Consider the following 14,192-nt stretch of genomic DNA (forward strand, 5'->3'; position numbering starts at 1 on the left):
ACGCGACGAAGGAGCGCCCTTGACAGGCCGGCCCGACACGGAAGGACGATGAGACTGACGGGAAAGCCCCAACCCCTCCCTGAGACCGCTCAAGGAGACCCCGCCCCCCACCCCCGCCCCGCCGGCCGGTTCCGGCCTGCGGGAGCCGGCCGCCGGCCCGCCGGCCCGCACTCGGGGAGGCGGGTGGGCAGCCACCGCCCGGGTCCGGCCCCTCGCGGGGGAGAGGGCGGGCCCGCGCCGCGAGCCCCGTACCCCCGCCCCCCTCAGAACGCCGGGCGTTCCGGGTCCAGGGTGGCGCGGCCCTCCGTGGGGGACGAGGGCTCGGCGAAGCGGCGTGGGGGGATGCGGCCCGCTCTGCGGGCCAGGCGGCCCGCCGTGACGGCGTCGCGCATGGCCGCCGCCATCAGGGCCGGCTCCTGGGCGCGGGTCACCGCCGACGCCAGCATCACCGCCGCGCAGCCCAGTTCCATCGCCAGGGCGGCGTCGGACGCCGTGCCCGCCCCGGCGTCCAGGATCACCGGCACCCCCGCCCGCTCCACGATCAGCTCGAAGTTGTGCGGGTTGCGGATGCCCATCCCGGAGCCGATCGGGGAGCCCAGCGGCATGATCGCCGCGCAGCCCACGTCCTCCAGCTTGCGGGCCAGGACCGGGTCGTCGTTGGTGTACGGGAGCACCGTGAAGCCCTCGTCGACCAGGACCTCCGCCGCGTCCAGCAGCTCGACGCCGTCCGGCAGCAGGGTCCGCTCGTCCGCGACCACCTCCAGCTTGATCCAGTCCGTGCCCAGTGCCTCCCGCGCCAGCCGGGCGGTCAGGACGGCCTCGCCGGCGGTGAAGCAGCCCGCCGTGTTGGGCAGGACCGCGATGCCGAGCCTGGACAGCACGGACAGGACCGAGCCCTGCACCGTCGGGTCCAGGCGGCGCATCGCGACCGTGGTCAGCTCGGTGCCGGAGGCGACCAGGGCGCGTTCCAGGATCTCCAGGCTCGGGGCTCCGCCCGTGCCCATGATCAGGCGGGAGGAGAAGGTCCGGCCGCCCAGGGTGAACAGGTCGTCGGCCATCGTGCTCAGCCTCCCTGGACCGCGGTGAGGACCTCGACCCGGTCGCCGTCCCCGACGGCGGTCAGGGGCCACTGGCCGCGCGGGACCACGGTCTCGTTGAGGGCGGCGGCGACGCCGGACGGAGCCGTGGTGAGGCTGGCGACCACCGCGTCGAGGGTGGTGCCCGCCGCGACCTCGCGCGGCTCGCCGTTGACGGAGATGGTCATGCGTACGACTCCTGACGTGCGGGGGCGAAGCGGCGGGGGCTGAAGGGGCGGGCGATGTCCGGCACGGCGCCGGTGGTCAGCAGTTCCGCCATCACGTCGCCGGTGAGCGGGGTCAGCAGCACCCCGTTGCGGTAGTGGCCGGTGGCCAGGTGCAGGCCGGGCAGGTCGGTCGGGCCGAGCAGCGGCGCGTTGTCGGGGGAGCACGGGCGCAGCCCGGCCCGGGTCTCGACCAGGGGCAGCTCGGTGATGCCGGGGACCAGTTCGTGGGCGTCGCGCAGCAGCTCGTAGACCCCGCCGGCGGTGACGGTGGTGTCCCAGCCGAGCTCCTCGCTGGTGGCGCCGACGACGAGCTCGCCGTTCTCGCGCGGTACGAGGTAGACGTGGCTGCCGCGCACCACGGCCCGTACGGTCCGGGACAGGAACGGCGCGTAGGCGGGCGGGACGGCCAGCCGCAGCACCTGTCCCTTGACGGGCCGCACGGGTGGGGCCACCTCGGCCGGTACGCCCTCCAGCCGGCCGCTGAGCGAGCCCGCGGCCAGGACCACCTGGTCGGCGAGCAGCTCGGTGCCGTCGTCGAGGAGCGCGCCGCGGGCCCGGTCGGCGGTGACGAGCAGCCGGCGCGCGGCCGCCCGGTGGACCCGTACGCCGGCCCGTTCGCAGGCGGTGAGCAGGGCGGCGGCGAGGCGGCGGGGGTCCACCTGGTGGTCCCCGTCGACCCGCAGCCCGCCGCGTACGCCCGGGGCGAGCATGGGCTCCAGGCGGCGGCACTCGCGGCCGGTGAGCCACTCGGACTCCAGACCGCAGCGCCGCTGGAGGGCGTGCAGTTCCCGCAGGTGGAGGCGGTCGTCGGCGTCGAGGGCGACGGCGAGGGTGCCGCAGGCGCGGTAGCCGAGGTCCATGCCGCCGCTGGCCTCGGTGAGTTCGGCGGCGAACTCCGGGTAGCGGGCGGCGGAGGCGAGGTTGAGCCCCAGCAGGGTCTCCTCGCCGTAGTGGAGCTCGGTGACGGCGGCGAGCATGCCGGCCGCGACCCGGGCGGCGCCGCCGCCGGGGTCGGGGTCGGCGAGCGCGGTGCGCAGGCCGCTGCGGGCCGCCCGCCAGGCGGTGACCAGGCCGATGATCCCGCCACCGATGACGAGGACGTCGCCGCCCCGGTGGTCGGATCCCTTGTCGGATGCGTGCATGGGCGTCCAGCCCCTCCCTTCGCCGGCATGACCCGGATCAGGTTCGTACGGTCGGAGGCCGGCCAGCCTCCCTCTCAGCCCGGTGCGCCCGGACTCCCGCGATAGGTACGGTGGCCAGCCTAACCCCGGGGCCGGTGGCGGGTAAGGCTGCCTCCCCGGGCCGGCCCGCCCCCGCTTTCCTGACGGGCCGTCAGCTGGCTAGGCTGACCGCGTGAGTGAGCAGACGGAACAGACGAAGCCCGGTGCCGTGATCGTCGGCGCCGGAATGGCCGGCGTGCAGACCGCCGTGGCCCTGCGGGAACAGGGCTGGACCGGCCCCGTGACCCTGCTGGGCGCCGAACCCCACCAGCCCTACGACCGCCCCCCGCTGTCCAAGGCGGTGCTCCTCGGCAAGGCCGAGGACTCGGCCTTCGACGTCGACTTCGAGGGCCTCGGCATCGAGCTGCGCCTCGGGACCGAGGTCACCGGCCTGCGGGCCGCCGACCGCATGCTGGACACCGAGACGGGCCCCGTCCCGTACGAGGTCCTCGTCCTGGCCACCGGAGCCGTCCCCCTGACCCTGCCCGCCACCGACCGCGTCCCCGGCGTGCACCTGCTGCGCACCCTCGACGACGCCGCCCGGCTGCGCCCCGTGCTGGCCGCCGCCCCCGAGGTCGTCGTGGTCGGCGCCGGCTGGATCGGCGCCGAGTTCGCCACCGCCGCCCGCGAGGCCGGCTGCGCCGTCACCGTCGTCGAGGCCGCCGACCGGGTCCTGGCCGGGGCCCTGCCCGCCGAGGTCGCCGCCCCCATGGCCCGCTGGTACGCCGGAGCCGGAGCCACCCTGCTCACCGGCGCGAAGGTCGCCGGGATCGAGGAGGGCCGGGTGCTCCTCGCCGACGGCCGCGCGCTGCCCGCCGGGGCCGTCGTCGTCGGCATCGGGGCCAGGCCCGCCACCGACTGGCTCGACGGCAGCGGGGTCGAACGGGGCCCCGACGGCTCCGTCACCGCCGACGCCCACCTGCGCACCTCCCTGCCCGGGGTGTACGCCGTCGGTGACTGCTCCTCCTTCCCGTCGGCCCGCTACGGGACCCGGCTGCTGGTCCACCACTGGGACAACGCCCTCCAGGGCCCCCGCGCGGTCGCGGCCAACATCGTCGCCGGGGAGGCCGTCCGGACCTACGACCCGGTGCCGTACTTCTGGTCCGAGCAGTTCGGCCGCTTCGTGCAGTACGCGGGCCACCACGGCGGCGCCGACACCCTGCTGTGGCGCGGCGACCCGGACGGCGACGCCTGGTCGGTGTGCTGGCTGCGCGGGGACGCCCTCGTCGCCGTCCTGGCCGTCGGCCGGCCCCGGGACCTGGCCCAGGGGCGGAAGCTGATCGAGTCGGGCGCCCCCGTCGACCCGGCCCGGGTCGCGGACCCGGCCGTCCCGCTGAAGTCGGCCACGGCCTGACGGCCCCCGTACCCGGACGCCTCCCCCCGATCCGGGCGGATCCGCGCCCAGGCGGACGGACCCGGACGGACGGGGCCGGGTACCGACCGCCCCGCGGAGGTGGCAGGCTTGGGTCCGTGACCGAGATTGACGCAAAGATCGAAGCCCTCGTCCCCTCCTGGCTGTACCTCCCCGACATCGCGGAGATGCTCGACATCGAGGTGACCCGGGTCCGCCAGATGGTCAAGGAAGGGCAGCTGATCGCCGTACGCCGGGGCGAGAACCGCGCCCTGCAGGTTCCGGCCCAGTTCATCGACGGCGACAAGGTCGTCAAGGGACTCGTCGGCCTGCTGACCGTCCTGCGCGACGACCGCTTCTCCGACGAGGAGATGCTGGAATGGCTCTTCACCGAGGACCCCTCCCTGCCCGGCACCCCCGTGCAGGCGCTGCGCGAGAACCGCGGCACGGAGGTGAAGCGCCGCGCCCAGGCGCTCGCCCTCTGAGCGGCTGATCCACGGATGGGGGCGGGCCGGGTACCCTCGGCCCGCCCGCACTCCACCACCACCAGGGGGTACTCCCATGCAGCAGCTTTCCGACGCCCGGCTCTACCTGTGCACGGACGCCCGCAAGCGGCAGGGAGACCTTCCCGAGTTCCTCGACGCCGTCCTGGCCGGCGGGGTGGACATCGTCCAGCTCCGCGACAAGGGCATGGAAGCCGGTGAGGAACTCGAACACCTCCGGGTCTTCGCCGACGCCGCCCGCCGCCACGGCAAGCTCCTCGCGGTGAACGACCGCGCCGACGTCGCCCACGCCATCGGCTCCGACGTCCTGCACCTCGGCCAGGGCGACATCCCGGTCCCCGCCGCCCGCGCCATCCTCGGCCGGGAGGTCCTGGTCGGACGCTCCTGCCACGCCGAGTCCGAGGTCGCCGCCGCCGTCGCCGAACCCGGCGTGGACTACTTCTGCACCGGCCCCTGCTGGCCCACCCCCACCAAGCCCGGCCGCCACGCCCCCGGCCTCGGCCTCGTCCGCTACACGGCCTCCCTGGCGCAGGACCGCCCCTGGTTCGCCATCGGCGGCATCGACGCCGGCAACCTCGACGAGGTCCTCGACGCCGGCGCCACCCGCGTGGTGGTCGTCCGCGCCGTCACCGAGGCCACCGACCCCGGCGCGGCCGCCGCCGACCTGGCCAAGCGCGTCCGCGCCCGCCTCGGCTAGCGGATCCCCGCGCGGCCGGCCTCGTACGGCACTCGCGCGGCCCTCGTGCCGGGCTCGGGCACGCGCCGAAGTGTCCAAAAATCTGTCCAATGGATGGACAACGCTTCGGCGTCCGCCGGGGCGCGTCTAACCTGCCGGTATGGCCCTTGGTACCGCTTCCACCTGGTCGGACCGTGCACACACGGTCCGCGACCTCCTCGCGTCCGGAGCCTCGTATTCCTTCGAGTTCTGGGCTCCCAAGACCGAGAAGGGCGAGCGCAACCTCTGGAACGCGCTCCGCCGGATCGAGGCGGTCTCCCCGAGCTTCGTCTCCGTCACGTACGGAGCCGGCGGCTCCACCCGGGGCGGCACCGTCCGCGCCACCCAGCAGATCGCGGCCGACACCACCCTGACCCCCGTCGCGCACCTCACCGCCGTGGACCACTCCATCGCCGAGCTGCGCCACGTGATCGGCCAGTTCGCCGACGCCGGCATCCGCAACATGCTCGCGCTGCGCGGCGACCCGCCGGGCGACCCCATGGGCGCCTGGGTCAAGCACCCCGAGGGCGTGGACTACGCGGCCGATCTCGTGCGCCTGCTCAAGGAGTCCGGTGACTTCTGCGTCGGCGTCGCCGCCTTCCCCGAGATGCACCCCCGCTCCGCGGACTGGGATACGGACATCCGGCACTTCGTGGACAAGTGTCGCGCCGGCGCGGACTACGCCATCACCCAGATGTTCTTCGACCCGGAGAATTATCTGAGGCTCCGCGACAGCGTTCAGAAAGCGGGCTGCGAGACCCCGATCATCCCCGAGGTCATGCCTGTTGTGGGCATCAAGCAGCTCGACCGCCTGCCTCAGCTGAGCAACGCCGCCTTCCCTGACGCCGTGAAAGACCGCATGCTCGCCGTCAAGGACGATCCGGCCGCTGTACGCTCCATTGGCATCGAGTTCGCCACGGAGTTCTGCGCGCGGCTGCTGTCCGAAGGTGTTCCGGGACTGCACTTCATCACGCTGAACAATTCCACGGCGACCCTCGAAATCTACGAGAACCTGGGCCTGCACCAGCGGGCCTGACCGGCCGTCTCCCCGTCTCCCGCGCGGTACGGCCGTACCGAGAGGGGCCTTGCATGGGAATGACGGTCCTCTACATCGCGTTCGCATTCGTCGCGCTGTGGCTGCTTGCCGAGGTCCTGATGCAGTACAAGGCCCGGCTGCGCTGGCGCCTGCTCGCCTTCGCCGGGTTCCTCGGCGTCGTGGCCGGGGTCGTGCTGCCGTCGGTGCTCGTCATCGCCGTCGGCGCGACGGCCTTCGCCGTCGGCCAGACCCTGGTCACGCTCTCCTTCCGCAAGGGCTTCGTCGCCGGCTGGGCCCTGCGCAAGGGCAAGGGCGACGAGCCCGCCCGCAAGGAGGGACGCAGCAGACGCCGCCGCTCCGGGGGCGCCGCGCCGCGACCGGAGCCCGCGCTGGAGGTCACCGGGCTGGAGTACGGCCCCCAGGACCCGGGCGCCGCCCGCGCCGCCGACGACGACCGGGACGACCGCGACGTCTTCACCCCGCAGCCGGTGCCCGAGGAGACCGGCTCGTACGGGATACAGAGCTTCGCCCCCCAGCAGCCGGACGCCACCGCGGCCTTCGCCTCGCCGTTCGCCGCGGACGGCCAGGACGGCGGGCAGCACGCCGCCTATTACGACCCCCACCAGGGCCAGAACGGCTACGACTACGGCGGCTACCCGGCGGGCGGCCAGCAGGTCTACGCCGCCTACTCGGACCCGTACATCGGCACCGGCGGCGCCGTGGCCCCCGGCCAGCAGTACGACTACCCGCAGTACGACCCCGCGCAGCAGCAGTACTCCATGGACACCCCGCCCGGCGGCGTCTGGGTCCCGCAGCAGCGCGCCACCGACGCGGCCCCCCAGCCCCACCCGGAGCAGGACCCGCAGCAGCAGCCGCCGCAGGGCTACCCGTACCAGGGCAACGGAGAATACGGCCAGTACCGCTACTGAGGCGGGAGCGGTCGAGGCGACGGGGAGGGCCCGGCACCCGGGTGCCGGGCCCTCCCCGTCGCCTCGACCGCTCCCGCCTCAGTAGCGGTACTGGCCGTATTCTCCGTTGCCCTGGTACGGGTAGCCCTGCGGCGGCTGCTGCTGCGGGTCCTGCTCCGGGTGGGGCTGGGGGGCCGCGTCGGTGGCGCGCTGCTGCGGGACCCAGACGCCGCCGGGCGGGGTGTCCATGGAGTACTGCTGCTGCGCGGGGTCGTACTGCGGGTAGTCGTACTGCTGGCCGGGGGCCACGGCGCCGCCGGTGCCGATGTACGGGTCCGAGTAGGCGGCGTAGACCTGCTGGCCGCCCGCCGGGTAGCCGCCGTAGTCGTAGCCGTTCTGGCCCTGGTGGGGGTCGTAATAGGCGGCGTGCTGCCCGCCGTCCTGGCCGTCCGCGGCGAACGGCGAGGCGAAGGCCGCGGTGGCGTCCGGCTGCTGGGGGGCGAAGCTCTGTATCCCGTACGAGCCGGTCTCCTCGGGCACCGGCTGCGGGGTGAAGACGTCGCGGTCGTCCCGGTCGTCGTCGGCGGCGCGGGCGGCGCCCGGGTCCTGGGGGCCGTACTCCAGCCCGGTGACCTCCAGCGCGGGCTCCGGTCGCGGCGCGGCGCCCCCGGAGCGGCGGCGTCTGCTGCGTCCCTCCTTGCGGGCGGGCTCGTCGCCCTTGCCCTTGCGCAGGGCCCAGCCGGCGACGAAGCCCTTGCGGAAGGAGAGCGTGACCAGGGTCTGGCCGACGGCGAAGGCCGTCGCGCCGACGGCGATGACGAGCACCGACGGCAGCACGACCCCGGCCACGACGCCGAGGAACCCGGCGAAGGCGAGCAGGCGCCAGCGCAGCCGGGCCTTGTACTGCATCAGGACCTCGGCAAGCAGCCACAGCGCGACGAATGCGAACGCGATGTAGAGGACCGTCATTCCCATGCAAGGCCCCTCTCGGTACGGCCGTACCGCGCGGGAGACGGGGAGACGGCCGGTCAGGCCCGCTGGTGCAGGCCCAGGTTCTCGTAGATTTCGAGGGTCGCCGTGGAATTGTTCAGCGTGATGAAGTGCAGTCCCGGAACACCTTCGGACAGCAGCCGCGCGCAGAACTCCGTGGCGAACTCGATGCCAATGGAGCGTACAGCGGCCGGATCGTCCTTGACGGCGAGCATGCGGTCTTTCACGGCGTCAGGGAAGGCGGCGTTGCTCAGCTGAGGCAGGCGGTCGAGCTGCTTGATGCCCACAACAGGCATGACCTCGGGGATGATCGGGGTCTCGCAGCCCGCTTTCTGAACGCTGTCGCGGAGCCTCAGATAATTCTCCGGGTCGAAGAACATCTGGGTGATGGCGTAGTCCGCGCCGGCGCGACACTTGTCCACGAAGTGCCGGATGTCCGTATCCCAGTCCGCGGAGCGGGGGTGCATCTCGGGGAAGGCGGCGACGCCGACGCAGAAGTCACCGGACTCCTTGAGCAGGCGCACGAGATCGGCCGCGTAGTCCACGCCCTCGGGGTGCTTGACCCAGGCGCCCATGGGGTCGCCCGGCGGGTCGCCGCGCAGCGCGAGCATGTTGCGGATGCCGGCGTCGGCGAACTGGCCGATCACGTGGCGCAGCTCGGCGATGGAGTGGTCCACGGCGGTGAGGTGCGCGACGGGGGTCAGGGTGGTGTCGGCCGCGATCTGCTGGGTGGCGCGGACGGTGCCGCCCCGGGTGGAGCCGCCGGCTCCGTACGTGACGGAGACGAAGCTCGGGGAGACCGCCTCGATCCGGCGGAGCGCGTTCCAGAGGTTGCGCTCGCCCTTCTCGGTCTTGGGAGCCCAGAACTCGAAGGAATACGAGGCTCCGGACGCGAGGAGGTCGCGGACCGTGTGTGCACGGTCCGACCAGGTGGAAGCGGTACCAAGGGCCATACCGGCAGGTTAGACGCGCCCCGGCGGACGCCGAAGCGTTGTCCATCCATTGGACAGATTTTTGGACACTTCGGCGCGTGCCCGAGCCCGGCACGAGGGCCGCGCGAGTGCCGTACGAGGCCGGCCGCGCGGGGATCCGCTAGCCGAGGCGGGCGCGGACGCGCTTGGCCAGGTCGGCGGCGGCCGCGCCGGGGTCGGTGGCCTCGGTGACGGCGCGGACGACCACCACGCGGGTGGCGCCGGCGTCGAGGACCTCGTCGAGGTTGCCGGCGTCGATGCCGCCGATGGCGAACCAGGGGCGGTCCTGCGCCAGGGAGGCCGTGTAGCGGACGAGGCCGAGGCCGGGGGCGTGGCGGCCGGGCTTGGTGGGGGTGGGCCAGCAGGGGCCGGTGCAGAAGTAGTCCACGCCGGGTTCGGCGACGGCGGCGGCGACCTCGGACTCGGCGTGGCAGGAGCGTCCGACCAGGACCTCCCGGCCGAGGATGGCGCGGGCGGCGGGGACCGGGATGTCGCCCTGGCCGAGGTGCAGGACGTCGGAGCCGATGGCGTGGGCGACGTCGGCGCGGTCGTTCACCGCGAGGAGCTTGCCGTGGCGGCGGGCGGCGTCGGCGAAGACCCGGAGGTGTTCGAGTTCCTCACCGGCTTCCATGCCCTTGTCGCGGAGCTGGACGATGTCCACCCCGCCGGCCAGGACGGCGTCGAGGAACTCGGGAAGGTCTCCCTGCCGCTTGCGGGCGTCCGTGCACAGGTAGAGCCGGGCGTCGGAAAGCTGCTGCATGGGAGTACCCCCTGGTGGTGGTGGAGTGCGGGCGGGCCGAGGGTACCCGGCCCGCCCCCATCCGTGGATCAGCCGCTCAGAGGGCGAGCGCCTGGGCGCGGCGCTTCACCTCCGTGCCGCGGTTCTCGCGCAGCGCCTGCACGGGGGTGCCGGGCAGGGAGGGGTCCTCGGTGAAGAGCCATTCCAGCATCTCCTCGTCGGAGAAGCGGTCGTCGCGCAGGACGGTCAGCAGGCCGACGAGTCCCTTGACGACCTTGTCGCCGTCGATGAACTGGGCCGGAACCTGCAGGGCGCGGTTCTCGCCCCGGCGTACGGCGATCAGCTGCCCTTCCTTGACCATCTGGCGGACCCGGGTCACCTCGATGTCGAGCATCTCCGCGATGTCGGGGAGGTACAGCCAGGAGGGGACGAGGGCTTCGATCTTTGCGTCAATCTCGGTCACGGACCCAAGCCTGCCACCTCCGCGGGGCGGTCGGTACCCGGCCCCGTCCGTCCGGGTCCGTCCGCCTGGGCGCGGATCCGCCCGGATCGGGGGGAGGCGTCCGGGTACGGGGGCCGTCAGGCCGTGGCCGACTTCAGCGGGACGGCCGGGTCCGCGACCCGGGCCGGGTCGACGGGGGCGCCCGACTCGATCAGCTTCCGCCCCTGGGCCAGGTCCCGGGGCCGGCCGACGGCCAGGACGGCGACGAGGGCGTCCCCGCGCAGCCAGCACACCGACCAGGCGTCGCCGTCCGGGTCGCCGCGCCACAGCAGGGTGTCGGCGCCGCCGTGGTGGCCCGCGTACTGCACGAAGCGGCCGAACTGCTCGGACCAGAAGTACGGCACCGGGTCGTAGGTCCGGACGGCCTCCCCGGCGACGATGTTGGCCGCGACCGCGCGGGGGCCCTGGAGGGCGTTGTCCCAGTGGTGGACCAGCAGCCGGGTCCCGTAGCGGGCCGACGGGAAGGAGGAGCAGTCACCGACGGCGTACACCCCGGGCAGGGAGGTGCGCAGGTGGGCGTCGGCGGTGACGGAGCCGTCGGGGCCCCGTTCGACCCCGCTGCCGTCGAGCCAGTCGGTGGCGGGCCTGGCCCCGATGCCGACGACGACGGCCCCGGCGGGCAGCGCGCGGCCGTCGGCGAGGAGCACCCGGCCCTCCTCGATCCCGGCGACCTTCGCGCCGGTGAGCAGGGTGGCTCCGGCTCCGGCGTACCAGCGGGCCATGGGGGCGGCGACCTCGGCGGGCAGGGCCCCGGCCAGGACCCGGTCGGCGGCCTCGACGACGGTGACGGCGCAGCCGGCCTCGCGGGCGGCGGTGGCGAACTCGGCGCCGATCCAGCCGGCGCCGACCACGACGACCTCGGGGGCGGCGGCCAGCACGGGGCGCAGCCGGGCGGCGTCGTCGAGGGTGCGCAGCAGGTGCACGCCGGGGACGCGGTCGGTGGCGGGCAGGGTCAGGGGGACGGCTCCGGTGGCCAGGACGAGGACCTCGTACGGGACGGGGCCCGTCTCGGTGTCCAGCATGCGGTCGGCGGCCCGCAGGCCGGTGACCTCGGTCCCGAGGCGCAGCTCGATGCCGAGGCCCTCGAAGTCGACGTCGAAGGCCGAGTCCTCGGCCTTGCCGAGGAGCACCGCCTTGGACAGCGGGGGGCGGTCGTAGGGCTGGTGGGGTTCGGCGCCCAGCAGGGTCACGGGGCCGGTCCAGCCCTGTTCCCGCAGGGCCACGGCGGTCTGCACGCCGGCCATTCCGGCGCCGACGATCACGGCACCGGGCTTCGTCTGTTCCGTCTGCTCACTCACGCGGTCAGCCTAGCCAGCTGACGGCCCGTCAGGAAAGCGGGGGCGGGCCGGCCCGGGGAGGCAGCCTTACCCGCCACCGGCCCCGGGGTTAGGCTGGCCACCGTACCTATCGCGGGAGTCCGGGCGCACCGGGCTGAGAGGGAGGCTGGCCGGCCTCCGACCGTACGAACCTGATCCGGGTCATGCCGGCGAAGGGAGGGGCTGGACGCCCATGCACGCATCCGACAAGGGATCCGACCACCGGGGCGGCGACGTCCTCGTCATCGGTGGCGGGATCATCGGCCTGGTCACCGCCTGGCGGGCGGCCCGCAGCGGCCTGCGCACCGCGCTCGCCGACCCCGACCCCGGCGGCGGCGCCGCCCGGGTCGCGGCCGGCATGCTCGCCGCCGTCACCGAGCTCCACTACGGCGAGGAGACCCTGCTGGGGCTCAACCTCGCCTCCGCCGCCCGCTACCCGGAGTTCGCCGCCGAACTCACCGAGGCCAGCGGCGGCATGGACCTCGGCTACCGCGCCTGCGGCACCCTCGCCGTCGCCCTCGACGCCGACGACCGCCTCCACCTGCGGGAACTGCACGCCCTCCAGCGGCGCTGCGGTCTGGAGTCCGAGTGGCTCACCGGCCGCGAGTGCCGCCGCCTGGAGCCCATGCTCGCCCCGGGCGTACGCGGCGGGCTGCGGGTCGACGGGGACCACCAGGTGGACCCCCGCCGCCTCGCCGCCGCCCTGCTCACCGCCTGCGAACGGGCCGGCGTACGGGTCCACCGGGCGGCCGCGCGCCGGCTGCTCGTCACCGCCGACCGGGCCCGCGGCGCGCTCCTCGACGACGGCACCGAGCTGCTCGCCGACCAGGTGGTCCTGGCCGCGGGCTCGCTCAGCGGCCGGCTGGAGGGCGTACCGGCCGAGGTGGCCCCACCCGTGCGGCCCGTCAAGGGACAGGTGCTGCGGCTGGCCGTCCCGCCCGCCTACGCGCCGTTCCTGTCCCGGACCGTACGGGCCGTGGTGCGCGGCAGCCACGTCTACCTCGTACCGCGCGAGAACGGCGAGCTCGTCGTCGGCGCCACCAGCGAGGAGCTCGGCTGGGACACCACCGTCACCGCCGGCGGGGTCTACGAGCTGCTGCGCGACGCCCACGAACTGGTCCCCGGCATCACCGAGCTGCCCCTGGTCGAGACCCGGGCCGGGCTGCGCCCGTGCTCCCCCGACAACGCGCCGCTGCTCGGCCCGACCGACCTGCCCGGCCTGCACCTGGCCACCGGCCACTACCGCAACGGGGTGCTGCTGACCCCGCTCACCGGCGACGTGATGGCGGAACTGCTGACCACCGGCGCCGTGCCGGACATCGCCCGCCCCTTCAGCCCCCGCCGCTTCGCCCCCGCACGTCAGGAGTCGTACGCATGACCATCTCCGTCAACGGCGAGCCGCGCGAGGTCGCGGCGGGCACCACCCTCGACGCGGTGGTCGCCAGCCTCACCACGGCTCCGTCCGGCGTCGCCGCCGCCCTCAACGAGACCGTGGTCCCGCGCGGCCAGTGGCCCCTGACCGCCGTCGGGGACGGCGACCGGGTCGAGGTCCTCACCGCGGTCCAGGGAGGCTGAGCACGATGGCCGACGACCTGTTCACCCTGGGCGGCCGGACCTTCTCCTCCCGCCTGATCATGGGCACGGGCGGAGCCCCGAGCCTGGAGATCCTGGAACGCGCCCTGGTCGCCTCCGGCACCGAGCTGACCACGGTCGCGATGCGCCGCCTGGACCCGACGGTGCAGGGCTCGGTCCTGTCCGTGCTGTCCAGGCTCGGCATCGCGGTCCTGCCCAACACGGCGGGCTGCTTCACCGCCGGCGAGGCCGTCCTGACCGCCCGGCTGGCGCGGGAGGCACTGGGCACGGACTGGATCAAGCTGGAGGTGGTCGCGGACGAGCGGACCCTGCTGCCGGACGGCGTCGAGCTGCTGGACGCGGCGGAGGTCCTGGTCGACGAGGGCTTCACGGTGCTCCCGTACACCAACGACGACCCGGTCCTGGCCCGCAAGCTGGAGGACGTGGGCTGCGCGGCGATCATGCCGCTGGGCTCCCCGATCGGCTCCGGGATGGGCATCCGCAACCCGCACAACTTCGAGCTGATCGTGGAGCGGGCGGGGGTGCCGGTGATCCTGGACGCCGGGGCGGGCACGGCGTCCGACGCCGCCCTGGCGATGGAACTGGGCTGCGCGGCGGTGATGCTGGCGTCGGCGGTGACCCGCGCCCAGGAGCCGGCCCTGATGGCGGCGGCCATGCGCGACGCCGTCACGGCGGGCCGCCTGGCCCGCAGAGCGGGCCGCATCCCCCCACGCCGCTTCGCCGAGCCCTCGTCCCCCACGGAGGGCCGCGCCACCCTGGACCCGGAACGCCCGGCGTTCTGAGGGGGGCGGGGGTACGGGGCTCGCGGCGCGGGCCCGCCCTCTCCCCCGCGAGGGGCCGGACCCGGGCGGTGGCTGCCCACCCGCCTCCCCGAGTGCGGGCCGGCGGGCCGGCGGCCGGCTCCCGCAGGCCGGAACCGGCCGGCGGGGCGGGGGTGGGGGGCGGGGTCTCCTTGAGCGGTCTCAGGGAGGGGTTGGGGCTTTCCCGTCAGTCTCATCGTCCTTCCGTGTCGGGCCGGCCTGTCAAGGGCGCTCCTTCGTCGCGT

Annotated in this window: 16 protein-coding genes and 2 riboswitches; of the genes, 8 read left to right on the forward strand and 8 right to left on the reverse strand. The window is 74.5% G+C overall.

Translation table 11 applies throughout. The features are described from left to right. Positions 1–263 precede the first annotated feature (263 nt). The 3 genes from ACZ5NJ_RS37375 to thiO (ACZ5NJ_RS37385) form a co-directional block, all read right to left on the reverse strand. Positions 264–1,058 (reverse strand): thiazole synthase, encoded by a 795-nt coding sequence (locus ACZ5NJ_RS37375; RefSeq protein ID WP_468771220.1) that lies wholly within the window; start codon positions 1,056–1,058, stop codon positions 264–266. Between the two features lie 5 nt (positions 1,059–1,063). Further along, entirely contained in the window at positions 1,064–1,264 is a 201-nt protein-coding gene (gene thiS, locus ACZ5NJ_RS37380; protein WP_468771221.1) for a sulfur carrier protein ThiS, read from the reverse strand. Beyond that, positions 1,261–2,445, reverse strand: coding sequence for a glycine oxidase ThiO (gene thiO, locus ACZ5NJ_RS37385; RefSeq protein ID WP_468771223.1), 1,185 nt, complete (start codon positions 2,443–2,445; stop codon positions 1,261–1,263). Before thiO (ACZ5NJ_RS37385) ends, thiS (ACZ5NJ_RS37380) begins: the two co-directional genes overlap by 4 nt. Further along, positions 2,443–2,555, reverse strand: a riboswitch (TPP riboswitch). (Overlaps the previous gene by 3 nt.) Positions 2,556–2,656: 101 nt before the next feature. Here thiO (ACZ5NJ_RS37385) and ACZ5NJ_RS37390 point away from each other — a divergent pair. From ACZ5NJ_RS37390 to ACZ5NJ_RS37410, 5 genes are all read left to right on the forward strand, one after another. Continuing rightward, positions 2,657–3,877, forward strand: a complete 1,221-nt coding sequence (locus ACZ5NJ_RS37390; RefSeq protein ID WP_468771225.1) for an NAD(P)/FAD-dependent oxidoreductase — start codon at positions 2,657–2,659, stop codon at positions 3,875–3,877. Positions 3,878–3,993: 116 nt separating this feature from the next. Continuing rightward, complete coding sequence (locus ACZ5NJ_RS37395) at positions 3,994–4,359, forward strand: Rv2175c family DNA-binding protein (protein ID WP_468771226.1); 366 nt, start codon at positions 3,994–3,996, stop codon at positions 4,357–4,359. A 76-nt stretch (positions 4,360–4,435) separates the two neighbouring features. After that, positions 4,436–5,074 carry a thiamine phosphate synthase gene (gene thiE, locus ACZ5NJ_RS37400; RefSeq protein ID WP_468771227.1) on the forward strand — a complete coding sequence of 213 codons (639 nt, stop codon included), beginning with the start codon at positions 4,436–4,438 and terminating at the stop codon, positions 5,072–5,074. A gap of 139 nt (positions 5,075–5,213) precedes the next feature. Next, the gene (gene metF, locus ACZ5NJ_RS37405) at positions 5,214–6,128 is read left to right on the forward strand and encodes a methylenetetrahydrofolate reductase [NAD(P)H] (RefSeq protein WP_468771228.1); all 915 of its coding nucleotides are present in this window, start codon (positions 5,214–5,216) and stop codon (positions 6,126–6,128) included. A gap of 53 nt (positions 6,129–6,181) precedes the next feature. Then, positions 6,182–7,057 carry a hypothetical protein gene (locus ACZ5NJ_RS37410; RefSeq protein WP_468771230.1) on the forward strand — a complete coding sequence of 292 codons (876 nt, stop codon included), beginning with the start codon at positions 6,182–6,184 and terminating at the stop codon, positions 7,055–7,057. 78 nt (positions 7,058–7,135) lie between these two features. Here ACZ5NJ_RS37410 and ACZ5NJ_RS37415 read toward each other — a convergent pair whose 3' ends face one another. The 5 genes from ACZ5NJ_RS37415 to ACZ5NJ_RS37435 all read right to left on the reverse strand — a co-directional run bounded on the left by ACZ5NJ_RS37415 (position 7,136) and on the right by ACZ5NJ_RS37435 (position 11,536). Further along, positions 7,136–8,011, reverse strand: a complete 876-nt coding sequence (locus ACZ5NJ_RS37415) for a hypothetical protein (protein WP_468771230.1) — start codon at positions 8,009–8,011, stop codon at positions 7,136–7,138. 53 nt (positions 8,012–8,064) lie between these two features. Beyond that, positions 8,065–8,979, reverse strand: a complete 915-nt coding sequence (gene metF, locus ACZ5NJ_RS37420) for a methylenetetrahydrofolate reductase [NAD(P)H] (RefSeq protein ID WP_468771228.1) — start codon at positions 8,977–8,979, stop codon at positions 8,065–8,067. A gap of 139 nt (positions 8,980–9,118) precedes the next feature. Continuing rightward, entirely contained in the window at positions 9,119–9,757 is a 639-nt protein-coding gene (thiE, locus tag ACZ5NJ_RS37425) for a thiamine phosphate synthase (RefSeq protein ID WP_468771227.1), read from the reverse strand. Positions 9,758–9,833: 76 nt separating this feature from the next. Continuing rightward, complete coding sequence (locus ACZ5NJ_RS37430) at positions 9,834–10,199, reverse strand: Rv2175c family DNA-binding protein (protein ID WP_468771226.1); 366 nt, start codon at positions 10,197–10,199, stop codon at positions 9,834–9,836. A 116-nt stretch (positions 10,200–10,315) separates the two neighbouring features. Continuing rightward, positions 10,316–11,536 carry an NAD(P)/FAD-dependent oxidoreductase gene (locus tag ACZ5NJ_RS37435; RefSeq protein WP_468771225.1) on the reverse strand — a complete coding sequence of 407 codons (1,221 nt, stop codon included), beginning with the start codon at positions 11,534–11,536 and terminating at the stop codon, positions 10,316–10,318. A gap of 101 nt (positions 11,537–11,637) precedes the next feature. Continuing rightward, a riboswitch (TPP riboswitch) is annotated at positions 11,638–11,750 on the forward strand. Here ACZ5NJ_RS37435 and thiO (ACZ5NJ_RS37440) point away from each other — a divergent pair. The 3 genes from thiO (ACZ5NJ_RS37440) to ACZ5NJ_RS37450 all read left to right on the forward strand — a co-directional run bounded on the left by thiO (ACZ5NJ_RS37440) (position 11,748) and on the right by ACZ5NJ_RS37450 (position 13,929). Then, positions 11,748–12,932 carry a glycine oxidase ThiO gene (thiO, locus tag ACZ5NJ_RS37440; protein ID WP_468771223.1) on the forward strand — a complete coding sequence of 395 codons (1,185 nt, stop codon included), beginning with the start codon at positions 11,748–11,750 and terminating at the stop codon, positions 12,930–12,932. Its footprint overlaps the riboswitch before it by 3 nt. Continuing rightward, positions 12,929–13,129 carry a sulfur carrier protein ThiS gene (thiS, locus tag ACZ5NJ_RS37445; protein ID WP_468771221.1) on the forward strand — a complete coding sequence of 67 codons (201 nt, stop codon included), beginning with the start codon at positions 12,929–12,931 and terminating at the stop codon, positions 13,127–13,129. The genes thiO (ACZ5NJ_RS37440) and thiS (ACZ5NJ_RS37445) overlap by 4 nt, the downstream gene beginning before the upstream one ends. Before the next feature lie 5 nt (positions 13,130–13,134). Continuing rightward, complete coding sequence (locus tag ACZ5NJ_RS37450) at positions 13,135–13,929, forward strand: thiazole synthase (RefSeq protein WP_468771220.1); 795 nt, start codon at positions 13,135–13,137, stop codon at positions 13,927–13,929. The last annotated feature ends 263 nt before the right edge of the window (positions 13,930–14,192 follow it).

It is taken from the genome of Streptomyces sp. NPDC032091, from assembly GCF_055580265.1.